Source organism: Opitutia bacterium ISCC 52 (genome assembly GCA_014529675.2).
GTDB lineage: Bacteria > Verrucomicrobiota > Verrucomicrobiia > Opitutales > UBA2995 > UBA2995.
The window spans coordinates 1,414,007-1,439,569 of the sequence record CP076040.1 but is presented as its reverse complement, the minus strand read 5'-3'; the positions used below and the strand labels follow the sequence as shown (position 1 = coordinate 1,439,569).

Here is a 25,563-nt window from a genome sequence, read left to right as displayed (position 1 = left end):
TTTGGACGAAAAGCGAGCAGGGAGAAACGGGTCTACCTCAAAAGCGAATAGTTCACCAACGGATCCATTCGCTACATTTGGATTATTTTGTATTGTAAACCGCGTCCTTGATTGTGTTGGCGGGTCTCTCAACTAATCTCATTAGAATGAATACCATTGTGCGTTTACTCTCCTCTTCCCTTTTCATAGCTTTGCTTGGCAGCCATTTCACAGCCTCCGCTTCCAACTATCCTGAGATCGAGAAACATATAAGCATCTACGAAAAGCGGGACGCCTATTCTGCATGGCCGGCAATAGCCCGAGCGGAAAACGGTGACCTTCTGATTCTCTTCACGCGGACGGACGAACACATGGGGCCCAATGGTGAAATCCTAATGGTTCGCTCAACCGACAATGGCGAAACCTGGTCACCCCCTACCATCATATTTGATACGATCGTCGACGACCGGGAGTCGGGCATCACCGTCCTACGGGACGGTCGTCTACTCACACATCTGCGTTCCGTTCGATTTCCGGAAACGACTTATACTGAAATGAACGAAGGAAACTACCCAAGAGAGCTTCTCGAGCGGTGGCAGGGTTACGTCAACAAGGAGGAATATAAAAACGCGACTCATCTTCATCGTGCCTTTCAGACTATTTCTTCGGACAATGGTTATACTTGGTCTGATCCGGAGCACGGCACTGATTCGATCCACGGAGGTTTGCAGTTAGAAAATGGCTCACTACTCGTGGCATCTTATAGAGAGCATCCAGAGAAATTGGCAATATACACGACTCCCAATCCAGAAACTCCCTGGGATCACATCGCGACACTTCAAGCTCCGCCGGAAGTGTCGGATAAAATTCGTTTTGGAGAACCGCACATACTTCAATTGCCGAGTGGACGCATCATCCTCATGACGCGTGCAACGGCCAAACCCTACAACGACCAATCGCCACTCTGTAAACTATGGGGAAGTTATTCGGATGATAATGGTAAGACCTGGGCAAAACCCTATGAAACTCCACTCTGGGGTTTTCCACCACACCTCACCCTGCTATCAGACGACCGCGTCATGGTGACCTATGGCCATCGCCGCCCTCCCTATGGACAACGGGCCGCAGTTAGTGAGGATGGAATCAACTGGAGTTTGGACGATGAATACATTCTGAGAGATGATGCCTTAAATAAAGACTTGGGTTACCCGGTATCAATCGAGCTGTCACCAGGTAGGATCCTCTCTGTTTACTACCAACCCAACGTAGCTCCTGACACTATATTGGAACCTGGACCACCTCACCCCAACCGAAAGAAACCAGGAATCCTGGGAACGATTTGGAACTTACCAACCAGAGATGGAGGACGAGCGGATGTAGTAGACATCGGTTCGCGACGTGAACTCTTTGTCGATCAGTTCTTAATCGATGAGCTCCACAATGCGAGTCAACAACTCCACCAGCCAAAACGGGAAGGCATCGCCCTGCCCTTCGACAAGCCCTGGGAGGGAAATTGGTCGGCCTACCCGACTATCATCAAGGATGGAGATATCTGGCGCATGTATTACCGAGGACTTCCGGGAGTCGGTGATGAATTCGGAGCCGTGACCTGTTATGCCGAATCCAAGGATGGCATAAACTGGACCAAGCCAAACCTGGGACTCATTGAATTAATGGGCTCCAAGAATAACAATGTCATCCTGAAGGAGAAAGAGGTCTGGTGTCACAACTTCAGCCCTTTCCTCGACACACGATCTGGAATACCACAATCAGAGCGATATAAGGCGATTGCCAGCGATAAGAAACATGGACTTGTTTCCTTCGTATCCGCAGATGGAATACGCTGGAAACGAAACAGCGACGACTTCTTTTTTACCGATGGCATGTTCGATTCCCATAATGTGGCTTTCTGGTCAGAAAGTGAGCAACTATACGTTTGTTATTTCCGAACCTGGACAGGAACCGAGTATTCTGGTTTCCGTACGATTGCACGAACAACTTCGAAGGATTTCATCAATTGGGGACCTCGAGTTGAAATGACATACGGCGGTACAGCCCAAGAGCATTTGTATACAAATGGAACACACCCTTACGAACGTGCACCGCACATCTACATCGCTCTAGCCAAACGATTCTTCCCTGAAAAAGCAGCTGTAAGCAAGAGCCAGTCCCAAAAGCTGGTCGACAATCCCGACTATGGCAAAGCCTCCAGCGACTCGATATTCATGACCACCCGCGGTGGACACCGCTACGATCGAACCTTTATGGAAGCTTTCATACGTCCTGGTAAAACACTCCAGGACTGGGTAGCTCGCGATAACACTCCTGCGCTCGGTGTCATCCAGGGCAACGAACGAGAATTGTTTATGTACCGGATGTCTCACTACGGGCAGGATAGTTCACACCTAACACGCTATACTTTACGCCTCGATGGTTTTGCATCCCTCTCCGCTCCTTACGAAGGCGGCGAAGCGATCACCCGATTATTTACTTTCGAAGGAGATAGGCTTTCCATTAATTATGCTAGCTCTGCTGCCGGAGAAGTTCGCGTAGAAATCCAAGATGAGTACGGAAAAGCCATCCCTGGATTCACACTCGATCAGTCTGTTCCTGTTTTTGGGGATGAACTTGATCGCACCATTGAGTGGGATAGTGATTCATCCTTAAACAAACTCGCTGGTAAACCTGTGCGCCTCAGAATCTCGCTGAAGGATGCAGATCTGTATTCGTTAAACTTCTCTTCTTCAAACAACTAAAAACTCCCTACACGAATGCGATTCATTTTCATTATAATACTAGTAATAACTTTCAGTTCACTTTCCTTTGCTCAACCTATAGGCGAAACTATCCCAATCGAACTTGATTGGTATGACGTCACTGAATGGGGCGTAGAAGGCCGTGCATGGGAAAATGAACCTCGTGCTCGTTGGTTCGATCGCTTACCCGCCTCTGCCGAATCGGAGGTTCGTGAGAAAGTCTGGGATTTAAGCCGAGACAGCACGGGCATGATGGCTCGCTTCGAAACCGACGCTACTGAAATCTGGGTCGACTACACACTATTGGATGAAGACCTCGCCATGCCACACATGCCCGCCACTGGAGTGAGCGGGCTCGATCTATATGCCCGGGATAAAAAAGGAAAGTGGCGCTGGGTAGAAGTAACCATGCCCGACTCTCAGGATGTCCTAACTAATATCATAAAAGAGATGTCGCCCGATAAGCGTGAGTTTGCGGCTTATCTCCCCCTGCTCAATGGAGTAAATAGCCTAAAAATAGGCGTCCCTAAAGGAGCATTATTTAACGGCCTTTCACCGCGTAAGGCTAAACCGATTGTCTTTTACGGCACATCCATCACCCACGGCGCCTGCGCCTCTCGCCCGGGCATGGTTCACACGGCTATCCTTGGCCGACGCTTTGATCGTCCGGTCATAAATCTTGGTTTTTCTGGTAATGGACGCATGGAAGCAGAAGTCGGAGCTAACCTAACCCGGATCGATCCAGCCGTTTATGTAATCGACTGTAATCCAAATCTCAGGGCAGAGCAGATCGATGAACGTTGTATACCTCTCGTAAAACAGCTTAGAGAAGCACGTCCCGATACTCCCATCATTCTAGTTGAAGACCGCAGGAACACAAACTCCTGGATACTTCATGCGAGAAATATGCATCACGACAAAAATCATGAGGCACTTAAGCGAGCTTATAAAGCGCTTAAAAAAGAGGGCGTGAAAAAGCTATTTTATATCCCGGGCGATAAGCTCCTGGGACTGGATGGCGAAGGTGCCACAGATGCCTCCCACCCGAACGACTTAGGTTTCATGCGTCAGGCAGATGTATTCGAACCGATTATCCGTAAAGCTCTGAGGTCTCGATAGCCTCGATCTTAAAAAAATCCTCGTTAGGGTGTAATATTTCCAGAATTCCGCCACTAATTTGAAAAAACCGAAAGATTTTTGCGACTCGTCGTAAGTCTCTCGGGTTACTCAAAAATAACGGAATTAAAAACATGAAAAAACACATCCTAATAACCACCCTCGTGTCCTCCATTTTATTTTCTCAAAGCGTTTTCGCAACAGATGAAAATAAACTTAACAGCGCTGAGAAAAGCCATGATCTCCCGACCTTCCAGGTAGAAGAAATTTCAACGCCAACCGTGTCGAAAGCAGTCTCACCACGAATAAGCAGGCGGTCCTTAGGGCAAGAAGCCGAACTGATTTTAAGAATTGGAACCGCTGGTCGCCCCTACGACATCATCAAAGGGGCGTTTAGTCCACAAGTGAATGATTTCAGAAGCCTCGAGGCTGCGATGCATAGAGTTTTACCACACTGGCGATTTGAGCCAGCGCAGGATCAAAACGGAAACCTAATCGATGTGAAGGTCTCCCTTCCTGTTCGAGTCGTAAAGAAAACAAAGGATTCCAAGAACTATGCGGCTATCGCCCTTTCGAAGCCTACGATCCTTGCCTCAGCAAACCATTAAATTTTGAGCCTGAATTTAAGACTTATTGAACTGATATTGTAACTTGACCCGTGCAGCTACCCAGTAGCTCACGGGTCTTTTTTCATCTATTTCGAACTTTTTTTTGTGAAGGGTGTAATAAATTCTGATTTTTGGCACTAACTAGGCAAAAACATCATGAAAATATACCAATCATCGCAAATCTTCGAAGAACTCCTGGAGCAATCCACCAAACGATCAGAGAAGAAATACTATCATAGAATTCTAGGCATATTAAACAGCTTGGACGAAAGAAATCTTACGGGAGAAGAACGGCATTCCATCGAAGAGAAACTCGATGAGCTCAACTTGAATATTAAGCCTGTTCCATCCTTTAGAGAGGTAAAACAAAGGACGGAACAACTACTTAAGTTCTTACGAGCAAGTCTCTCACTGATCCCTCAAGGATATTACATGACATTGGGAATATCCTTGGGCTTGGCTTTCGGGGCTGCCCTGGTCGATTCATAATCGACAGCATTCTGAGTATTGAGCTGCAAATCATAGTCTTCTGAAAGACCCGCCCTAAGTGTAGTTCCAACATTTCCATCGGAACCCGTAATACCCAGACGTAATTTATCCGACATCTAACAATGTTCCCAAATTTCACGGACCAAACCTTTAATCCTTTTTGCTTCTACCCAACGATCAGATAGTTCATTGCCGTCGGCACCTTGCATGGCGTATTCGGCAGGTCCTAATTCGACAACAAAGGTCAACGTGGCATCTTCAGGTGCGGTGGCTTTAAAGTTTTTAAATCCCTGCTCCCACCAAACGGCAAAGAGGTCGACCCAAATTTGATTATGCGGAAATGAGATCGGCACCTGTGCCTGTTCACGAGAAGCCACTCGGCCATGAAAGAGTCCACAGCGCTCCACAATCTGAGTCATGTAAGCTTGATTCTGTGCAGAAATGGGTGGACCCGCAAACTCACGACCGACTAGGAAATGTGACAGATCTCCACACAGTTTCATTTCTGGAACCGCTTCGATCAGATCCAATGTGAAATACATATCGGTGGTCATCCGATCCCTATGCGTTTCGAAAAAGAGAGGTATGCCTGCCTCACCCGCAATATCGATACACTCCCGAACATAATCCACGCATTCTGCAACCGTGCGTGGCATAGGCATAGGCTGGAGATTGATGTGCGTAGCCCCACCCTCCTGGGCCGCCTTTACATCCTCCTTGAAATCCTCAGAACTCCAAGGAAACACGATGTTTGCCCGTTTGAGATCAAACTTGTCCGTAAGAGGAATCATGACCTTTAAATGCTCCGGCTCCTCCATCATAAATTCGATTCCATCGAAATCTGCTTCCGCAATTTGAGCGACCTTGTCCTCCCTAGACCATTCTTCGCCCATATAAGGCAAGTCGGTCATTCCCCAGTAAGATTGATATACTTGAAAATCCATAAAGTAAGTCGACTAATGTTATAGGAGGATTGAAGCACTGATGACCATACCAACTCTCGCTTTTTAGTAAAGCAAAGGGAATGTGACACTTTCAGGTAGATTAGAATTGCGACTACCTTGCAGGTTTCGGATCGTTCTCCCAACAGACAATTTTATGAAATACTCCAAGTTTCTCCTATCTCCAATCCTCGCAGGATTCGCTTGCATGCCCCTTCTTTCAGTCCAAGGCAAAGGCATCTCAAAATCCCTCGCTAAGGAGGCTCAGCAGTTATCGGAAGCAGCGCTGGAAGAGAACATCGCTTACGAGGTGGTGGAATCGCTTACTACTGAAGTCGGAGCTCGCTTGGCTGGTAGCGAAGCTGAAAAGCGGGCTCGATCCTGGGCCGTTGCCAAACTGAAAGAACTCGGCTTTGAAAACGTGCATGTAGAACCGTTCGAAGTCCCACTTTGGGAACGAGGTATAGAACGCGCAGAAATTGTTTCACCATTCCCACAACAACTTACTGTTACAGCATTGGGTGGAAGTGTGGCTACACCCGAAGAAGGTGTAGTGGGTGAGCTCATAAGATTTTCCTCCGTTAAAGAGCTGGAGAACCAACCACAGGGAAGCCTGAAGGGGAAGATCGTATTCATCGATGAAATCATGACACGCACTCAAGATGGTTCTGGTTACGGAGTTGCCGTAGGCAAACGTCGCCAAACCGCCTACGAAGCCTATAAAAAAGGAGCCGCTGGTGCACTTATTCGATCCGTTGGAACGTCCAGCCATCGTTTCGCCCACACAGGGCAAATGAAAACCATTACCGAAATCACAGAAGAAATTGATAGCGTTCCTACCGCTGCTCTTTCCGCTCCCGATGCTGACCAACTGACCAGAGCATTGGAACGAACCGATAACATTCAAATCAGACTTCAACTGACCCCTAAATTCGAACCCGCTTCTATTTCAGGGAATGTAGTTGGCGAAATTGTCGGTACGGAATCGCCGGAGGAAGTCATTATTATCGGAGGCCACTTAGACTCTTGGGACTTGGGCACAGGAGCCATTGACGATGGCGCAGGAATCGGAATCACTGTAGCTGCTGCCCGACTCATCAAAGATCACTACCCCAACGGACTCAAACGCACCATCAGAATTGTAATGTGGGGATCCGAAGAAGTCGGACTGGTAGGTGCCAAAGCCTACGCAGATGCCCATGCGGATGAACTGCATAACTTTATCGTGGCTGCCGAATCCGATTTTGGAGCTGGGAAAATCTGGAAATTCAACAGCTTCTTTGCAGAAGAGAAGTTGAACTACCTCTCGGAAATCGCAGACGTGTTACGTCCCCTGGGCATTGCTAAGGGCGATAACAAAGCCAGCAGCGGACCTGACGTGGGAGCTTTGAAAGCAAAGGGAGTTCCCATTGTGTCACTGCAACAGAATGGTTGGGATTATTTTGATCTACACCACACACCGAACGACACGCTCGATAAAATCAATCCTGAGGAACTCGCTCAGAATGTAGCAGCTTATGCAGCCTTCGTTTTTCTGGCGGCTCAGATCGAGGATGACTTTCGAGCTGAAGATTCCGAAATCAATTAAGGGCAGACTTATTAAGCCATGGATAGGAAGGAATTTATTGGCGCACTCGGACTGGGTGCATCAGCCATGTTTACGTCCGGATGCCAATCTGCAACTTCATTAGCAGAGCTACCAGATTTTGAATCCGTAGCAAACGCAGACTACTGGGCGGCAGTGCGACAACAATTTCCATTGGTTAATGATCGTGTCTACCTAAATTGCGGAGGTCTCGGTCCCGCACCTTCAGTAGTCCTAAATGCGGTGCAAGCCAAAACAATGGAACTGCAAGGTATCTCAGAGACCGGTTACGCCATCATGGATGAGGGACGTAAAACAACTGCAAGCTACCTCGGGGCAAACCCAGACGAAATCTGTTTTACGCGCAACGCCACTGAATCGAACTCCATCATTGCCGCAGGTTTAAAACTGAAAGAAGGCGATGAAGTCATCTTCGAGTCTCATGCTCACCCAGGAGGTTCCTTTCCCTGGTTGAACCGACAAAAACGCCAAGGAATCAAGGTTAAGGTCTTTGATCCAGATTCAAAGACGATGGAAGCTTCAGTCGATCGCATCCGAAGTTTGATCACCCCTCGCACTCGTGTAATACAAGTGAGCCACATCACCGCACCCACGGGTATCTTATTCGATATCCCAGCCATCAGTGCCTTAGCCAAGGAGCATGAAATCTGGTTTCATGTGGATGGTGCGCAAACGGCTGGAATGATTCCCGTCGACCTAAGCTCCATGGATTGCGATTCCTACGCGACCAGTGGCCACAAATGGATGGGCGGGCCACGAGGAACCGGAATTCTTTATATTAACAAGGATAAGCTGGAAGAAGTTGAATGCAGTCACTTAGGCGCTCACTCGGCTCCAACATACAAATTTCCTGATCAAATTGATTTCGTGGATGCTGCACGGCGACACGAATATGGAACCCGCAACACAGAGATCGTGGAGGGCTTAAAAGTCGCCATTGAATTTCAAAATCGAATTGGCCGAGATCGTATCGAAGCCTATGGGTCCGATCTCGCCAGCTATTTACAGGAAGGGCTTATGGAGATCCCGAGTATTAAGATCCTTACTCCCCGCGACCCAAAGATGCGTCGTTCGATCACCACTTTCAGTAGCTCTAAAATTGCTTTCAATACAATGACGAACCGACTGATGGGAGAGTATCGCCTCAGGTGTCGTCAAGTAACGGAACAGGGACTAAACGCGGTTCGGGTATCCACGCACATTTTCAATTCCAATGACGATTGTGATCGCGTCATTCAGGCGGTGGCTGAGATCACTAGGAGCGCATAGCCTACTCCTCAACTTCCACAATCATTTCGATCTCAACTGCAGTACCCAGCGGAAGTGAGCTAAATCCACAGGCCGCTCGTGCGTGACGTCCACGATCACCAAATACTTCGACGAGGAGATCTGAACAACCGTTGATCACCTTTGAATGATCCTTGAAGGAATCGGTGGCATTTACCATGCCGAAAACTTTTGCGACGCGTTTAACCTTGGAAAGGTCACCAATCTCAGCTTTGAGAGTTGCCATCAAAGCAATGGCTGAAAGGCGAGCCGCATCGTAGCCCTGTTTCACCGAGAGATCTTCTCCTAGTTTTCCCAGCACATAGGAACCATCGTCCTGCTTTGGCAAATGACCGGATAAAAAGATGGTGTTCCCGATCCGTGTCGCACCTACATAATTGGCAATCGATTTGGCTGGCGTGGGAAGCTCGATGCTGCGGTCGGCCAGAGCCCCTTCGGGATCAAAGTCGTCAGCCTGGACAGGCAATTGAAGGCCAACCATCAAACCTAGGACACCTACTGAGCAAAGAATGCGATAATTGAGGAAAAAGAAACGAATGGATTGCAACATAATGATAGAGAGGGTGATGAAGTCTTCCACATCCGGCAAGCCTTGAGGAGAAGCTGCCAGGTTTTACAGTAAGCTCCTTCAGCCCTTATCTCAGGTTCGAATTTTCAGTGTCATTAGAAAAAACCGCTTTCCTCACCCACAACCGTGGAACTCAGCTACAACAAACCGATCATCGATATCCACACCCACCCTGTTTTCATGGGCGATGGAAGATCTACTACGGAGGTGAAAGCGCTAGTAAGACGGGCCAAACGATTTGGAATTCAGAAGATGATCGCCCTAGGAGATGTCCTCTACTACGGAGCCTCTCCCAGTCGAAAACAAATCCAAACACTGAACAACGAAACAGCGAAGATCGTTTCCATCGCTCCTCGGTTCTTCATTGGCTTCTGCTATCTCAACCCCACACTCGGAGAACGTGCCGTGCGAAACGAAGTCGATCGTTGTGTCGGCGGAAAAGGATTTAAGGGCCTGAAGCTCGAGATTGCCAACAACGCCCGCGATACTTGCATGAAACCCGTCATGGAAGCTGGAGAAGCTTACGATGTTCCCGTGCTTCAACACACCTGGAGCCAAACCAAAATTAAAAAGCGCTCTTTCCATTCGGATCCGGAGGATACTTGCCTCTTGGCCAAACGATTTCCCAATACACGAGTGATCATGGCCCACCTAACCGGCTGCGGATTTCGGGGCGTCTTGGCAGCGCGTGGAATTGATAATCTCTGGGTCGATACGTCCGGAGGCTCCCCCGAAGCGGGAATCGTAGAGCATGCCGTTACCAACCTCGGATCCAAACGGGTACTCTATGGATCAGATCTCCCCATCCGAGACCTCCCAGCAGCCATAGGTCAAGTATCGGGATCACCCATCTCAAGCGGAGATAAAGAGAACGTTTTCTACCAGAACGCGGCCAAGCTATTAAAGCTCGTATGAATTTTATCGATACAAACGCGTGGAGTGGCTCCTGGCCTTTTGGCTCGGTTTCTTCGGTCAATTCTGAAGCCCCGAGAGTGAGTCGTGTAGGTTACGAGATCAATGAAGCTCTCATATCCCCGTTCGACGCAGTATTTCAAACGGACCCCATGCCTGGGAATCGAGCAAACTTCAAAGCACTGGCAATGTTACGTTCCTTTCGTCCGCTACCCATTCTCAATCCAGCAACGCCTGCCTGGAAAGAACATCTGGAGGAGATTTCGGATCATGGCCGCGTAGTGGCGGTTCGCTTGCTCCCGGCTTATCATGGCTACTCCTTGCGCTCAGCTTCCGTTAAAAAGCTCATAGAGGAACTCGCAGCGAAAAAACTGAAGTTGGTCATAACCGCACGATTGGTAGACGAAAGGCAGGAACATCCTGCCCTTTCCATTAAACCGATATCCATTCCACAAATAAAAGGCTTCTTAGACAAAGCCCCTGAATTACATCCGCTCATACAAGGCTTGGGAGTGCACGAACTTAAAGAGCTTTCAACAACACAGGGTGCGTTCTCCACCGATACCAGTTTCGCTGAGTGGGAAGACACTCTTCGTGTGCTCAAAGCAGATATACCGGTTTCACGAATCTTATTCGGTTCACTTTCCCCTTTGCAGGTTGCGCAAGCACAATTCGACAAAGTAAGGTTATCATCGCTACCCAGAGGACAGCGAGATGCCGTTGCCATGTGTAATGCCCAATCGTTTTTCGATATTTAATCCAACAGCTATGAAAAGCCGATTTCCTAAAACCAAGATATGGATCGCCTTGGGGTTTCTGTACTTGTCAGCCACTATCCTATGCATTGCTGATGACCGCTTTCTCTTGTCTTCTAAAGGTTCCGGAAGAGCGACTGCCTACCTGGAATCCCCCAAGATCATCACCTATCAGGGGAAAACACATGTAGCCTGGTTGGATACACCCAAGGAAGGGTTTCGTATTCGCATCCGGACACTAGACCACGCTACCGATAAGTGGTCTGAGGCTTCGACCATCGGCGAGGCAGTTGATAACCACGGTGGCCCGGCACTCACCATCGATGGAGAAGGTTATCTGCACATTCTTTTCTACTCTCACCATCACCCCTTCCGGTATCGAAAATCAGTAAGACCCAATGATGCCTCCGAGTGGACGTCCTACGAAGAATTTGGACTCAACCTAACTTACCCGGCCCTTGTCTGTGCCAAAGACGGCACCTTAATTATGACAGCGCGACGTAGCTATGAGAATCAACCCTGGGAGCTCGAGATGTGGTCGAAGAGGCCAAATGAAGCCTGGACTCGCAACTGGGCTATCTTGAGTTCCCGACATGGAAATTATGCACAATTTGCTGGCTCGCTCGCCTGGGGCCCGAATCACAATACGCTTCATCTAGCCGCCCGTATCTACGAGATGCCGGATGATGAATCGATTTCCCCTCTAACAACGGTTGGCTACCTTTCCAGCCCAGACGGCGGGATTACATGGACCCGCTCCGACGGCCAGTCGGTAAAACTTCCTGCTACAGCCGATACATTTGATACGATAGCCAGTGGCCGCGCCAAAGAAGGACGCGTACTTAACGCAGGATCAATTGGAGTGGATCCCAAAGGAAAACCATTCGTACCCTACAGTATTCGAACACAGGATACGAGTCAGAGCTACCTAGCATCACCGATAGGTGAAGCTAAGTGGCGGCATTTGCATATGAATCAATTCTTGCCCGAAGGATACCGCGATTGGGATATCTTCATGCACGGCGGCGTATCGTTTGGATCGTCCGGCCAACCTACCGTTGCCGCCACGATGATGCACATTGCCGTAGACGGCATCGACTGGGGCGAAGAGACCACGGAATTGGTGCGCTTTGGATCGCAGGACGGGGGAGAGACCTTTGTCGGCGAAACCTTCGACTCCCCCAGCAATAAAGAACCACGATGGATGCCCAATCTCGAACGTCCGACGGGCTTCAATGAGATGCCAGCAGAGCCAGCTCTGATCTATACGGACGGAGTAAGAGGAGAAGGGCTTGGAGACGCACTTAGTAATCGCGTTTATTGGTTACCGGGAAAACAATAACGAAAAATTGAGTCTTTAAAATGGTAGGGCTCGATCGCCGCACCAAGGAATGTAATGACGACATCACCCACGAGCAGTTACTGAATCGGCGCCCTCGGCGAGGTCGCCCTCCCCTAAAATCAGCAGGAAATAATATTTTATGAAAGGACTAGAAGGCAGAGTGGCAATTATCACAGGGGGCCTGGGTGACCTGGGCTATGCAGCTGGAAAACGATTAGCAGAGGAAGGGTGCTCAGTAGCACTGCTGGACATCAAAGAGGATCCCGAAAAAGCCGCTGCGATTGGTTGTCGAAGTTGGACGGTCAACCTCATAGACGAGGAGGCCATCGCATCCACTTGCAACGCGGTAAAAGAAGAATTGGGCTCAGCGAGCATCCTGATAAACTCAGCTGCACGTTTTATCCTCAAAGGTATCGACGCCAGTACTGAAGACTGGGATGAAATGACCCGGGTAAACATTCGTGGTGCCTCACTCATGGCCAAATACGTGGTTCCCCAAATGGAGGACTTTGGCCAAGGCAGCATCATCAACTTCTCCTCGGTCAGCGGATTCGTGGGGCAACCGACCTTTAGCACTTATACCGCAACTAAATTTGCCATCCGTGGCCTGACCCGTGGATGGGCAACCGATCTGGCCAAAAAGAATATTCGCGTGAACTCCATTTGTCCGGGCTACATTTACACCAGCGCTTTCATTCAATCCTGAAAAGATCTGGGAATCGATGAGGAGGAAGAAAATAAAAAGGCTTCGGCCATGCATTTGCTCGGACGCCAAGGTCGTCCAGAGGAGGTTGCTTCTGCAGTCGCGTTTCTAGCCAGCGAAGAATCTTCCTTCATGACTGGCAGCGACTTGGTGGTGGATGGCGGGTACTTGGCGAGGTAGACCCGCAACCAATAAACCCTCGCTGTTGTCAGACCTTCTCACATAGGTTGTGAAGGAGCGTGGCTACATTCTTGTACAAATCTTTCTCTTCGTCTTCCTCTTTCTCTTCCTCTCAGTGCAGCACTCTCAGTAAATAGTAATCCTTCCAAAGCATTTCCACGCTGTCACCAGCGGGGCTACAACAAGTAGCGATGGTCGAAAGACCATAGACAAAACGTTAAGCCGCTCCGAAATCTTGCGTGTGCATTTCCTCAACCTTACTCATCACTGTCTCATTAAAAGTTGATAGGCCTGCGGCTTTAACTGGATCGACCATTTCTCCAAGGTCTTTAGCACCAGAAAGCGCAAGGGAAACTCCAGATTGATCCAACACCCAACGATAAGTCGCTTGGACCAAGTTCTCAACTTCATCACTGAGCATGGTTCCAGAAAGTTGATTGGCGTATGCCACACGCTCAGCAATCTCATCCCTGGAATATCGTGCATTTAAGCTGCCCTCAGGAAACACGGTATCTTCCCGAATAGCTCCACTTAAAAATCCATTCGCCAAGCACTCCCTTGCAACGACCCCACAATCACAGGCTTCTGCCGTTTCAATCAAGGAGCGGGCCTCACGATTGAAGGGACTCAACACCACCTGAATAACATCAATCAACCCATCCTTCATCCATTGAGCAGACATGGGAGCCGTATCATCAAACAACGAAACGGAGTGACCGAGGAAGCGCACTTTGCCCTCATCTTTTAGTTTAGATAATTCTGCCCATACATCATCATGGATCTCTTCCGGCTTAAACGGTGAGTGGAAAAATAAAACATCCAAAGCATCTACTCCGATGCGCCGGAGACTGGCTTCACAAGACTCCCTGGCTTCAGCTGCATAAAATCGTCCCGGAATCACATTGCTACTCGTCCGACCAAACTTGGTTGAAATGATGACTTCTCCTCGATGACTTTCCAATGACTCCCCTAAGATCGTTTCCGAAACGCCATCCGTTTCCTTTGTGCCATACAAAGGCGCGGTATCAAAGAAATTGATACCCTGATCAATGGCACCCTGAATAAGCTTGGCTGGAGCATCTTTATCCACCTTTCCATAAATACCACTCCCGAGAGCCCATGTACCCAAACCTATTTCACTGACCTCTAAACCGGTCCGACCCAGTGTACGATAATTCATAACTCTAAATTTATATCCTTCAGAATTTCATCTAAACGTTGCTTAGCACGTCTAACAACAACGGCTAGCTGCTCAGCTCCTCTTTCAGCAGATGCCTCACGTGGGTCTCTTCCCGTAATCCCATCATCATCCAAGGTCACCGGACGATCCGGAAGGGATGAAACATCTACCGAGCCAGGAACAAAATGCATCTGAAAGGAAGTCTCAGTAGCTCCAGCATGATCGGCTTGAAAATCGTCACCCAGAAAATGGAGATCTGCCCAGACCTCAAAATGCGTAGTGCCAGGGGCGGAAGTCGCTTTATCTGCTCCCACTTGGAGCGCGTCGATTTGCTCTGGCGGGTAGTGCCCGGTAAACAGTATAACGACTTTAAAACCTTCATCGCCCAATTGGAGACAAAACTCTTCTGCTACTCGCGAAGCTAGGTCGGCCGAAATATCGATAGAGTGAGGAAAGCCCTTAAACGGCTTGATCGTATTTACTCCCATGGGAATAGCAGGCAACACCACCCCACCCGTCTCTTGCGCGATTGCCTTACAAATACCTTTCGCTTTCACCGAATCCAATCCAATGGGCGCATGATGACTATGCCACTCAAGAGCGCCCCAAGGCACATAGGCAATCGGTGCCGCTTTCAGGATCGCTTCAATTTCTACCGGACGTAAATCACTATAGAGGCCAGAGGGTCGGTTCATCGTGTATTCAGAATCAATTACAAAGTGTGGTTTGTTGAAATAACTTACATAAATGCCTTATCAATTTTTGCGCTTCCCCAAGGCGGGTTGTGTCGATTGGGTTACTAAACCCTAACGACACGGCCCAACGCTGGTAAGCGCAAAAAGAGCACGGCCCTGTGGGCGAAACGGCAAATGGCTGTTTGCGGCGTTCACTACGACCACATGGGCTAACAACCCCTAGTGTGCGTAGCAGCCTTGCAAAAAACCATTCGGCGCTCTCGCATTTATATAAGGAATTTATAACACAACACACTATACCACCCCGGCAATTTCTAAAATCTTTTTTCCAGTTAATCGAGTATCCGCCGGCAGACTATGCGGAACTCGACCCCCAAATTCTTCAGCAAGCTCTTCAAACCGCTTTTTAGTAGCCTCCACAAAATCTTCCACCGGTCGTTCTTCACCAAAGAGCTTCATAATTTCCGGTAGCCATTGGTGACCATAGCGCACATGATTTTGCTCATCGTTGCGATCAAATGCCAGCAAGGTGTCGGCCTCGAAGTCGTTCAGCTCACGAACTCGATCCATAACCAAGGCTTTAATCGGGAAGCTACCAGCCTCGAACTCCATCGTCATCATCGCATAACGCTCCGGCGGAGTCATTTGCACGAGAATGTTATAGAGGTCCAAAGAATGCTCCAGGGTACTCAGGTCCACTCCCAGCTTCGGTAGCTGACGGAACCCAAACGCACTATGACGAGATTCATCCCACAGATGCCTCGCCAGATCGAAGTGAAGATCAAACGGTGCATTAGGCGTATCATAAAACACAGTCGCCAAGTAATCTACCGCATCGAGCTCCATCATGAGCCACACATAGACCATTAAGCGAATCACCCGTGCGTCGGTCTCGGGATCTTCCAACCACTGCCTGACGATAGGTGTCTCATCCGGGTCATGACTAAACACACTGGAGCAGATAGGAAAGTCTCCACGGTTACAGATCGTGGGATGCTGAAATGTCTCAGTATGGTAATTCCACTCAAATCCGTCGGGCAATACAGCTATTTTGTCCTTGCCCAACCAGCCTCCCAATGCAGCGAGAGCAGTTTCGATTCGCACTTCCAGTGAACGGACCTCCCGATCTTCAAGGTAGGCTTCCATCTCAGAGGCATGGCGCTCTTCATCCATAATAAATTCCTCAACCAAGCGCCTGGATGGCCAGTCGGCCAAGTGGTGTGTCAATTCAAGGTATTGTCGGTAGGCAGAAAGAAGTGCAGGTTTCAGAACTCTATAAAAACTAGACAAAGAATCCAACGGGTCTTCGGCCAGGGTGGCTTCTTCAAAAATACCTCTAAATGAGTCACGAACTGCATCGCCTTTTCCAAAGCCGCTCATTTCCCTTCCACGTTCACGGAGAAAGCGACCATGACCAGCCGACTCCCAGACGTGCTGGCAAAGCAGGTATTTCAATTCGATATCACCTACTCGATAAATGAGCGTGGTGGCGGTGCGTATAAATTCGCGCTCCACCTCAAAGAGGATGCGCTGGAAGGCAGCCATTTCTTGAACGGCGGCCAGGCGTCGATTCCCAGGATTGTGTTTTCCTTCAGATGTAGTTGATGCTTCCATACAGCTTTGGAATAAAAATTACTTAACAGATTCGACCGCGTTTACCAGCTTTGGAATGGCCAGATGGGTTCGCCCCAATCCAACGATCATCAATCGACTCACTGGCACGCTGATAACGACTGTCGCTTGAGATGCGTAATCGATTCTCCGAACGATTGTCGAGCGATGCGTGAACCACAAACATTCCAAAGGTTAAAAAGTCACCCGCTTCAAATTCAGTAGTCAGCCAACGGCCCCCGAATTTATTTCTTAACACGGGTGGATTATGTGAAAGCGTTCCTGTAAAACTCCATTTGCCATCTTCGGCCTTTTCACGGTGGCCAGGAATGTTTTCACAATAGGTATCTACATCGCGATAGACGTAGTTTTTCAATAAATCCATCCGCTTGTGCGAGCCCTCCAAAATCATGAGTCCACCTAACCGATAGGAAATATCTCCATAAGGCATCCAACAAGTCATATGCTGGTGAGTCCCTCTTCCCATGTATGGTAGATCACAATGAGGATTCGTGCCCTTGCCTGGACCAATAGCGCGCATCCAGGTAAAGTCATAGTGACGGATGTCTTCGGCGAAGAGTTGAAGATAAAAGTCAGTCAGCTGCCCGGCATACAAGAGCTCCTTCACCTCTTTATTGTTATCCACTATTTCTGGAGTAAAACCGTAGCCAGATTCAGGATCGCATATGGCATCCATTGGATCGGTTCCATCAGCAATCATTCCAGCATCAGCCAATCGTTGAACGATAGAAGCGCGGGCAGCGAGCACCCGATCTCGGTCAAGATACCCCTTCATATACAAATAGCCATCCTCTGATACGCGCCTGCGAAGCTCATCGAAGTCTTCGGCCGCATCGGAAGAATCGCTAAGTTGCCCTACTTTATCAGAGTCGGTACTCAGAGGGTGATCATAGGAATAAAGTTGGGGAAGTGACGAAAGTGCTTTCATGGCAAGACCTTGGTTACGCAAAGGATACGAACTACTTTACTCTAATAGCTCCTAAGAATGAATGGTTGAAATGGGATTTTATTTGTATATTTTGGTATATAATGAGCGAAATGCAAAGATCAACGCAAGATTGGCTAAATAGTCCTATAGAATCTAACATAGGAACTCTTTGGCTCGCCGGTCAACTAAGCGGAAACAACTACATTCCAGAGAAAAAAATGCGTATTTTGGGAAGGTATGCGCTTGTTTTAGTTTTAGAAGGAGAGGTGTACTACAAAGATAGCGAAGGCAGATCCAAGATTTTACAAAAAGACCATGCCATATTCGTCACCCCAGAACTGGCCCACGCCTACGGAGGACTAGACGGATCCAGGTGGTCACAAAGCTATATGGTATTCGACGGACCTCAATTTGACCTGCTGCAAAGCGCACAAGCGATTCATTCCAAACAACCTTTCTGCAAAATTGATTCTGCTACCCGTTGGAATGAACAGTTCAAAGACCGAATGTTAGCTACCTCCACCCATCCAAATAACCAGTCAGCCATCGAAACGATCAGTCAGTTTAGCAGCCTGCTAGTTGAAATGATCACTGAAGCCCCACGTCCCATCCGGAAAGAGGATCAATGGCTGAAGACGAGCAAGGAGCTATTGGAAAAGCCCAGAAACTCGAAATGGATGCAGCCGACCTTAGTAGCGAAAGAAATAGGCATGAGCTACGAGAATTTCCGCAAGCAGTTTACCAGACACGCCGGAGTTCCACCGGCGAAGTTCCAACGGCAAAGAAAAATTGATCGAGCCTGCTCTGCCATCTACCGTGAGTCCGTCAACTTCAAGGAATTAGCCGAAGAGCTTGAGTTCTGCGATGTATACCACTTTTCGAAGACCTTCCGTCAAATCAAAGGAATGCCCCCTTCCAGCTACCGTCGATCCGTAAGAGGCGAATGAAATACATTGCTACAGGCAATTCGAAGACGACGTCACTCTGCATTCTTTCTCTAAATCGTCCGCAGAACAGTCTCATCCTCGTTATGCCGTCACATTTATTTTACCACCGAAGCTGACTGGTACTCTTTCAGATGGCGTGCTTGAAAATCGGTGTAATTCGAAAGATCCAGGTATCCAGGCTCAACTGCCCAAGGAACGCCTAAAGTCTTGAACGAGCATTGTTTCTCAAATGCCTGAACAGCGTAATCGTCCAGCTTGTCCACGACTTCAAACGATTCTCCATTGTCACCCTTAAGCTGCCTGCGATACTCCAATGGAATCTCATGAACGGCTGCAGCATCTTGAACTGCGTTCACCCACTTCACTTCTCCCTTCGCCAGTTCAGTCGAGCAGTAAGAAACTGTTTTATCTCCGCGTAGCCCACGGACGATTTTATCAAACATATAGGAACGAACCTCAAGAGGGCTCTCCGCTGGCAGATCAACCGTCCCCTCTTCAGTGTGAAGCGTGTGAGGTCCACCAAAGCGCCAAACCAGGCTACCTTTTGTTCCTTGAATACGAATCTCAGGATCCAAGCGATTGGTTGTGCTGTGAGAAAGCAACATAGTAGCGAGTGCACCTGTGCTTAGATGTGTTTCACATCGTATAGTATCGTAATTCTCGATACTCTTTGCGCGATAAAGCTCGGCGGTCACATCGAGCAAGTCTGCTCGTTCATCCATAGCAGGTCCCGCAAAATACAAAATCAGATTCACCAAGTGCGAAAGCGCATTGTGTAGTGGAGAATCCAATACCAAACCATGTCCATCATGCACACAACCAGCCCAATCATTCCGATGGTAGTAATCATCATCGCGCGGCCAGAGACACAGACAATCAATGCGCTCTATCTCGCCAATTTCACCTTCAAGAAAGCGTTGTTTGATTTCAGCTGTTTTAGGACAGTAGTAATATTGATAGCCAATAGCCACGGATTTTCCGGATACTTTTTCAGCCTCCTGAATAACTCGCACCTCCTGCAAAGTTGAAGCGATTGGTTTTTCAAGCAAAACAGGGATTCCTCGCTTCAGACTATCCAAGGTCATGGCCGTATGCCAACTGATGGCAGTAGGCACACACATCCAATCGAGATTTCCATCCTCATTCTCCAACATGTCCCGGTAATCATCAAAGATGGGAATATTGAGCGATTTGAAATACTCGATTTGCTCGGAAGCATCGTCAGGGTTGATAATCGTAACCGCCCCCCAGGCGAGCCATCCTTTATCAACGAGCTTTTTTAGTTCACCCAAATAAGAATAGGCGTAACCCGTAACACCGATGAGCCCTACTCGAATAGGAGCTGCAGTGTCGGTCGCATGATTCGAGCTTTCTTCCATTAGACTAAACTCCCAATGGTACAAGACAGGCCCATATCAGGGGCTCTGAGGAGTGAATAAATATTCGAGTTCAATGTGAGCGCTGTAGACACTGTAAGTGAATAGAAACTAAGTAATGCAATGCGGACGGCAACCCCACAGCCGAATAGGACTCATCCTGCAAGCCTGGAGGTTATGAATAGTTGATTAGAAAAGGCCCCATGGCACTTGGAAGCAAAAGGCCTTTTGGTTTACTGAAAAACACCGCCAAGTTTGGCTTAAAACAGTACGCGGATCAGAAATACAGCCAGACTTCACTCTGAAGCTTACTGAAACAATCCTCGACCCCAAACACATTGGAACTTGCCATTCTAAGTGATGAAATCTCCCTCGATCTAGAGGAGGCCTTCCGCATCGGAACCGATCTCGGTTTTCGCAAATATGAAATTCGGTGCATGGACGACTACGAGCACCGCGTTCCAAACTTCAATCCAAGACGCTACGAACAAATATTACAGCTCGTAGAGGCAGGAACGATTGAAGTAACGGCGGTGACGCCCGGAACCTTTAAAATCGATCTGAGCGATACAGATGCTCTTCGAAAGGAAATGGACGAGGTGCTTCCTAAAGCTTGTGAAATGGCAAAGGAGATGAAGTCACCGACTCTAATTACCTTTGGATTTATGCGGGAAGCCGATGTCAATTCGGAGGCGATTGTTTCCGCACTGAAAGAAGCAGGCCATATAGCTGGTGAATATAATTTGAAACTCGCAGTGGAAAACGAACCAGGATCCTACTGCGATACTGGTGAAAATACAGCGGCCATTGTGAAAGCCATCGACCAGGATCATGTGGGAATTAACTGGGATCCTGCTAATGCCGTTGTTTGTGGAGAAGCAGGCTTCCCTATCGGCTACGACGCGGTCCTTCCGTATCTTCAAAATGTCCACATAAAGGACGCCATACCGATTCCGCCAGATAAATGGGAAAACCGATTAATTGGTGACGGTGGCGTAAACTGGCTGGGGCAACTCAAGCATTTGTTTAAAGATCGGCCCGTTGAGCACCTAACGCTCGAGACCCATGTGTTTCCCTTGATCGAATCGACGAAAGAAGACCTTCGAAGACTAAAGCTTTTATTTGAGCATGCTCAGAAACTTGCGAATGACTCCGACTGATGTATTTAAGAGCTCTGCTAGTCACCAGCAGCCTGGTTTTTAGTTGCGCGTTGGTTGCGCAAGACCTCGGGTATTGGTCTGATATTACGAACAAGGCGGGACTAGAATCTTACTCCACCTCTCGTGTCAAACTGAACGACCTGAATGGCGATCATTGGCCGGATGTCGTTCTTCTACCAGAGACGAATCACAGGGAAAGCCCCGTCGTGTATATGCATACCGGTGCTTCCGAAGGAGGAAGCCAACCCTATTTAACAAAGAAAACAAACACGGGGCTCCCAGCGCTCTCACGGGCCGATGTATTGGTCTTTGCTGACCTGAATAACGACGGTATTTCAGATGCCATTATAGGTCGTTACTTAGATATCTAGCAAGACGACTATCAACCCCCTGAAGAGAACCCAACACGCACAGCATGGTTACCGGGAAACGGAGATGGCAGCTTTGGAGAACCCGTGATCATTGGAGCTGCCTCCTCTGCAACTACTCGAGCGATTGCCGTTGGAGATGTTAATGTCGACGGACTACCAGACTTGTATTTGGGAAACTGGTACGAATGCTACTTCACCGGTTATGAGGCCTTTTCCAATGACCTTCTTTTGCAGTTCAAAAACGAAGATGGCTCAGCCTTTGCACGTTGGCCCATGCCCCTCGAAAACCATACCACTTCATTTAAAGACGACCTGGGAGGCCGACCGACCTACGGCGTTGCACTCCCTCGCCTGGACTATGGCATCCCACACTTACTCGAGTTGAACTACGGTCGGCGGTGGAATCGCCTTTACCAGCTAAAAGAGAGGGAGCCCCTGAGGCAACTTTCCGGAACAGAGAGCTCGACCGAGCCAGTGCTCAGGGAGCAACGAGCAATAGCCCAGGATATCAGTAGTAGCCTACATGGCAGAAACATTGCTCCTGAAGTTCACCTGGATGGAGATAAAATTCGCCATGGTCTCTATCCAAAATGGCCAAGATTCAATTCGGATGGAACGAAGAGATTACATCGACAAAACGAACCTCCCTTTAGGTCCAACGGCAACACATTCGATACCGCAATTGGCGATATTGATAACGATGGAGACTTCGATCTCTTCCTGACAACCATCATTCACGCTTGGGCAGGTGATTCATCAGACCGATCACGATTCCTGGTAAATCAATTAAGCGAAACAGGCCGAGTAGACTTTACGTCTCCTGAGTCACTCAAAATTGATAGAATCCCAGCGCTTCCCAAAGAAGGAGAAACACTTGAGGATATTCATAAGACCTATAACCAAGGCGACATTTACTCGGAGTTGGCCGATTTAAATCACGACGGGCGATTAGATCTCATACTCTGTTCATCCGATTACCCCGACCCTCCCCCAAATGCTGAAAGACTTCGTATCTACTACCAGCAAAGCGATGGTCATTTTAAAGATGTCAGCCATGAGCTTGGACTGGATCATGTAGGAGCGGGAATGCCCTCGCTGGGCGACATTGATGACGATGGGGATCTCGATCTACTGGAAGGCCAAAGCTTCAACAGACTAACAACAGATCAACGACGGAAAGCTTCCATCAGTTCCGGAACCTTAACGGCAACCTCGAGTGACGAAGAAAAACCAAAACCTTCGGCCCGCCTATTCCTCAATGAGGCGACTCAGGGACGAGCCTCAATAATACTCCATTTAATCGGTGATCCGGAAAAGGGCGTATGCCGTGAAGCCTATGGAACGATAGTCCATATTGTGGCTGACCTCGATGGAGATCCTTCAACACCGCCCACAAGGCAAATCCGTCAAGCCCTGGGTCCCTACGGACACTCAGGAAAGCAGCAAATGATTCCTGTTCACGCGGCTCTAGGTCAGGCAGATCAGGCTGATCTTATCAAAATCCATTGGCCCAACGGCGACTCTCTTTCGCTCCAAGATCTCCCCGCAGGTCGGCATTCCATTATTCAGACCAATCCCTAAAAAACTTTGATGAACATTAAGCAGCTATTATCCCAAACCAAAACGATCACGGTATCTCACCCAGACATTGCAGTGGAAAACACAGTAGCCGCTTTCATCCAAAAAGAGGCGAACCAACAGGCCACCATCTGCACTGATAAAACAAGCGATTCTAACCTAAGGATCGGCGTTCTGAGCAACGAGGAAGCGAACCAGCTCTCCATCCCAACATCAGACACCGAGGAATGGAGGTTCGTAAGAATCACAGAGGAAGGTGTCATCGAACTTTACTGCTCTCATACCTGGTTCCTTTACCGCCTCGCCTGCCAGGTCTTAGACGACTGGTCTGACAGGAATGCGTCTGAATTAAAATAAGGCATTCTTCTCAAAGCAGCCTTTAAACACCTTCGCCCGGCTTACGACTCTTTACTCAACAATCATGGCCGCGTCGCAAAAGGCTTTAATATGGAGGAACATATCCGAGAAATGGCACGCCTTGGATTCACCCATGTTGAAGTCAACGGCTTGGCGGCTACGTTTCCCTATGAGCAGGCTGCCCCCGACGAACTCTTGTACCGGCTTTACACCTACTGCGCGGCGCTTGACCAATTCGTCTACAGCAAACTCAACAAAGGCATCTATCGGTTCGAGTACCTCCGAGCTAACCTGAATCGCCTAAAAAAATCTGCCCAATTAGCTGAGAAGTATGGACTTCGAGCTGGCATTCTTTCCTTTGAGCCCAGGAGCGTCCCCGATCAGCTGTTGGAACGCTACCCCATGTTACGAGGTGCACGGGTCGACCATCCACTTCGCAGTTTTCGTCCACGATACAATCTGACCACGGCCCACCCGGTCGTCCTCGATCACTACGCAGAAATGCTGGAGAAAATCCTGCAAGAAGCACCCAACATCGACTACATGGTTGTGTGGTCGAACGATAGTGGTGCCGGATTCGAATATACAAGTTCTCTGTATGTCGGGCGCAATGGAGGCGGCTATGTGATCCGTGAATTCAAAGGAGATGACGACATAGCCAAATCCGCAGCGGCGAACATCATTCGATTCATGAAAACCCTCCGCGATGCAGGTCGGCGGGTAAATCCCAACTTTTTTGCCACTCTGAGAAGCGAGATGTTTTGGGTCGAGGATCCTTACCTTAGAGAATCGCTGGAAGAGGGCATTGATCTAGAAGTGAACTCACTCGTCGCCAAAGGCTTCGACTTGGGCTATAAGCACCCCAGCTATGACTGGGCGAACGACTTTAATTTCTGCGGTATCTTCAATCAATGTTCAGACGAAGAAAGCGAAGCACGAGAAGCCGTCGAAGCCAAAGGCTCAAATACTCACCTCTACTTCAGTCCCGGCAATTTCTGCAACCAAGAACCCGTATTAGCACCGGTATATCCTAAGCTGTTGTTCGAACGCCTAATCGCCATCCACAAACAGGGGTTTGCTCATGCAGCGGGTTTAACCGGAACGGTCTCCACAGAAATGGCCGCTTACAACATCAACCAGGAAATCCTGCGAGCATTCCAAAACGATCCTTCCCTAAACCTGAGTTCATTTCTCGAGAATCGTGCACGGGCATGGGTGGGTGATGAAGAAGCCGATCACCTGGTATCCATCTGGAGCAGTGCCGACAACGCCTACCGTGCCTACCCTCCGCCTGTAAGTGTGCTTTCGATGTGGAGCACCTGGTACCGCGTATTGGTACGTCCTTTCCTCCCGAATATTGAAGCCATCAGCGAAGAGGAACGCGCCTATTACGAGGATTTTCACCTCGGACACGTGAACAATCGGGTAAGAGTCGACTTTCGTCGTGAGATCAATTTTGAGTTTTGCGACCCCGAATACGCTCAGCGCTGCAAAGAAGCGATTACGGAGCATGTATTGCCACAAATCAATGAGGCTGTGCAACTTGCCAAATCAAGACGGGATGCTCTTGCCAAAGGGACTCCAGCTCGTCTGGTCTATGCCCACATGTATGATCGTCTTGTTGGAACCGAGCGCTGGTACCGGTGCCAGCGCAATATTGCAGGCTGGATCGAAGGGGTTCATGGCTACATCGAAGCGAAGGACGAATCAATGAAGAGCAGATGCCAGACTTTGACCCGAGACATCGTTTTAGATGAGAAGGAGAATGCAAAGGCATTACTCAATCATGTCCAAACAGCCGAAACTGAGTGGATGCACCTCTCAGACATTGGTGAAACCACCTTTATTTACGGGGAAAACCTGGAGGAGCTACTCCAACGAAAAATTGATCTCATGGAGGGTCGAGAAGACGACAAACCCTTCATCGATCCGGACTACATGTGGCGAGTCCCGGGAATCAATCCATAAAATCACTCTAAGTCCTATATTTACTCGACAAACGGGGTAGTTTTACAGTGCTTTACAGGAAACTACAATTCTGGTGGCAGAATAGCCCTCTTTTTTTAGCCTTTTAGCTTATATCGATATCGTTTGGGC

24 protein-coding genes are annotated in these 25,563 nt (G+C 48.6%); 16 read left to right on the top strand and 8 right to left on the bottom strand.

Annotated elements, in window-relative coordinates; all coding sequences use genetic code 11:
* Positions 1-146: 146 nt before the first annotated feature.
* From GA003_06285 to GA003_06275, 3 genes are all read left to right on the top strand, one after another.
* Positions 147-2,735: an exo-alpha-sialidase gene (locus GA003_06285; protein ID QXD29574.1), complete on the top strand. Its 2,589-nt coding sequence runs from the start codon at positions 147-149 to the stop codon at positions 2,733-2,735.
* Positions 2,736-2,750: 15 nt separating this feature from the next.
* Positions 2,751-3,854: an SGNH/GDSL hydrolase family protein gene (locus GA003_06280; GenBank protein ID QXD29573.1), complete on the top strand. Its 1,104-nt coding sequence runs from the start codon at positions 2,751-2,753 to the stop codon at positions 3,852-3,854.
* Between the two features lie 131 nt (positions 3,855-3,985).
* Positions 3,986-4,459 carry an energy transducer TonB gene (locus GA003_06275; GenBank protein QXD29572.1) on the top strand — a complete coding sequence of 158 codons (474 nt, stop codon included), beginning with the start codon at positions 3,986-3,988 and terminating at the stop codon, positions 4,457-4,459.
* Between the two features lie 428 nt (positions 4,460-4,887).
* Here GA003_06275 and GA003_06270 read toward each other — a convergent pair whose 3' ends face one another.
* Both GA003_06270 and GA003_06265 read right to left on the bottom strand, forming a co-directional pair.
* Entirely contained in the window at positions 4,888-5,064 is a 177-nt protein-coding gene (locus tag GA003_06270) for a hypothetical protein (protein ID QXD29571.1), read from the bottom strand.
* Positions 5,065-5,892 carry a sugar phosphate isomerase/epimerase gene (locus GA003_06265; protein QXD29570.1) on the bottom strand — a complete coding sequence of 276 codons (828 nt, stop codon included), beginning with the start codon at positions 5,890-5,892 and terminating at the stop codon, positions 5,065-5,067.
* 154 nt (positions 5,893-6,046) lie between these two features.
* Here GA003_06265 and GA003_06260 point away from each other — a divergent pair, with 154 nt between their 5' ends.
* Both GA003_06260 and GA003_06255 read left to right on the top strand, forming a co-directional pair.
* Positions 6,047-7,477: a M28 family peptidase gene (locus GA003_06260; GenBank protein ID QXD29569.1), complete on the top strand. Its 1,431-nt coding sequence runs from the start codon at positions 6,047-6,049 to the stop codon at positions 7,475-7,477.
* 18 nt (positions 7,478-7,495) lie between these two features.
* On the top strand, positions 7,496-8,764 hold the full coding sequence (locus GA003_06255; GenBank protein ID QXD29568.1) for an aminotransferase class V-fold PLP-dependent enzyme: 1,269 nt from the start codon (positions 7,496-7,498) through the stop codon (positions 8,762-8,764).
* Between the two features lies 1 nt (position 8,765).
* On the opposite strand, the gene GA003_06250 is transcribed toward GA003_06255, so the two are convergent.
* Positions 8,766-9,263, bottom strand: coding sequence for a RidA family protein (locus GA003_06250; protein ID QXD30356.1), 498 nt, complete (start codon positions 9,261-9,263; stop codon positions 8,766-8,768).
* Positions 9,264-9,530: 267 nt separating this feature from the next.
* Here GA003_06250 and GA003_06245 point away from each other — a divergent pair, with 267 nt between their 5' ends.
* The 5 genes from GA003_06245 (at position 9,531) to GA003_06225 (ending at position 13,242) form a co-directional block, all read left to right on the top strand.
* Positions 9,531-10,265 (top strand): amidohydrolase family protein, encoded by a 735-nt coding sequence (locus GA003_06245; GenBank protein ID QXD30355.1) that lies wholly within the window; start codon positions 9,531-9,533, stop codon positions 10,263-10,265.
* Positions 10,262-11,020: a hypothetical protein gene (locus GA003_06240; GenBank protein ID QXD29567.1), complete on the top strand. Its 759-nt coding sequence runs from the start codon at positions 10,262-10,264 to the stop codon at positions 11,018-11,020. The genes GA003_06245 and GA003_06240 overlap by 4 nt, the downstream gene beginning before the upstream one ends.
* Before the next feature lie 10 nt (positions 11,021-11,030).
* Positions 11,031-12,359 carry a BNR repeat-containing protein gene (locus GA003_06235; GenBank protein ID QXD29566.1) on the top strand — a complete coding sequence of 443 codons (1,329 nt, stop codon included), beginning with the start codon at positions 11,031-11,033 and terminating at the stop codon, positions 12,357-12,359.
* A 139-nt stretch (positions 12,360-12,498) separates the two neighbouring features.
* Positions 12,499-13,065, top strand: coding sequence for an SDR family oxidoreductase (locus GA003_06230; GenBank protein ID QXD29565.1), 567 nt, complete (start codon positions 12,499-12,501; stop codon positions 13,063-13,065).
* Positions 13,066-13,113: 48 nt separating this feature from the next.
* The gene (locus GA003_06225; GenBank protein ID QXD29564.1) at positions 13,114-13,242 is read left to right on the top strand and encodes an SDR family oxidoreductase; all 129 of its coding nucleotides are present in this window, start codon (positions 13,114-13,116) and stop codon (positions 13,240-13,242) included.
* A gap of 217 nt (positions 13,243-13,459) precedes the next feature.
* Here the strand turns inward: GA003_06225 and GA003_06220 are convergent, their stop codons facing one another.
* The 4 genes from GA003_06220 to GA003_06205 form a co-directional block, all read right to left on the bottom strand.
* On the bottom strand, positions 13,460-14,422 hold the full coding sequence (locus GA003_06220; GenBank protein ID QXD29563.1) for an aldo/keto reductase: 963 nt from the start codon (positions 14,420-14,422) through the stop codon (positions 13,460-13,462).
* A complete protein-coding gene (locus GA003_06215) occupies positions 14,419-15,117 on the bottom strand; it encodes a creatininase family protein (GenBank protein QXD29562.1) in 699 nt (232 codons plus the stop codon). The genes GA003_06220 and GA003_06215 overlap by 4 nt, the downstream gene beginning before the upstream one ends.
* Before the next feature lie 294 nt (positions 15,118-15,411).
* Entirely contained in the window at positions 15,412-16,731 is a 1,320-nt protein-coding gene (locus tag GA003_06210; protein ID QXD29561.1) for a DUF455 family protein, read from the bottom strand.
* Positions 16,732-16,753: 22 nt separating this feature from the next.
* Positions 16,754-17,677 carry a phytanoyl-CoA dioxygenase family protein gene (locus GA003_06205; GenBank protein QXD29560.1) on the bottom strand — a complete coding sequence of 308 codons (924 nt, stop codon included), beginning with the start codon at positions 17,675-17,677 and terminating at the stop codon, positions 16,754-16,756.
* A gap of 218 nt (positions 17,678-17,895) precedes the next feature.
* On the opposite strand from GA003_06205, the gene GA003_06200 reads away from it, so the two are divergent.
* Positions 17,896-18,624, top strand: coding sequence for an AraC family transcriptional regulator (locus tag GA003_06200; protein ID QXD29559.1), 729 nt, complete (start codon positions 17,896-17,898; stop codon positions 18,622-18,624).
* A gap of 95 nt (positions 18,625-18,719) precedes the next feature.
* Here GA003_06200 and GA003_06195 read toward each other — a convergent pair whose 3' ends face one another.
* Positions 18,720-20,003 carry a Gfo/Idh/MocA family oxidoreductase gene (locus GA003_06195; protein ID QXD29558.1) on the bottom strand — a complete coding sequence of 428 codons (1,284 nt, stop codon included), beginning with the start codon at positions 20,001-20,003 and terminating at the stop codon, positions 18,720-18,722.
* A 335-nt stretch (positions 20,004-20,338) separates the two neighbouring features.
* Here GA003_06195 and GA003_06190 point away from each other — a divergent pair, with 335 nt between their 5' ends.
* From GA003_06190 to GA003_06170, 5 genes are all read left to right on the top strand, one after another.
* Positions 20,339-21,160, top strand: coding sequence for a sugar phosphate isomerase/epimerase (locus GA003_06190; GenBank protein ID QXD29557.1), 822 nt, complete (start codon positions 20,339-20,341; stop codon positions 21,158-21,160).
* The gene (locus GA003_06185; protein QXD29556.1) at positions 21,160-21,531 is read left to right on the top strand and encodes a VCBS repeat-containing protein; all 372 of its coding nucleotides are present in this window, start codon (positions 21,160-21,162) and stop codon (positions 21,529-21,531) included. The genes GA003_06190 and GA003_06185 overlap by 1 nt, the downstream gene beginning before the upstream one ends.
* A gap of 84 nt (positions 21,532-21,615) precedes the next feature.
* Positions 21,616-23,112 carry a VCBS repeat-containing protein gene (locus tag GA003_06180; protein ID QXD29555.1) on the top strand — a complete coding sequence of 499 codons (1,497 nt, stop codon included), beginning with the start codon at positions 21,616-21,618 and terminating at the stop codon, positions 23,110-23,112.
* Between the two features lie 9 nt (positions 23,113-23,121).
* On the top strand, positions 23,122-23,466 hold the full coding sequence (locus tag GA003_06175; GenBank protein QXD29554.1) for a hypothetical protein: 345 nt from the start codon (positions 23,122-23,124) through the stop codon (positions 23,464-23,466).
* A 90-nt stretch (positions 23,467-23,556) separates the two neighbouring features.
* Complete coding sequence (locus GA003_06170; GenBank protein ID QXD29553.1) at positions 23,557-25,434, top strand: hypothetical protein; 1,878 nt, start codon at positions 23,557-23,559, stop codon at positions 25,432-25,434.
* Positions 25,435-25,563 lie beyond the last annotated feature (129 nt).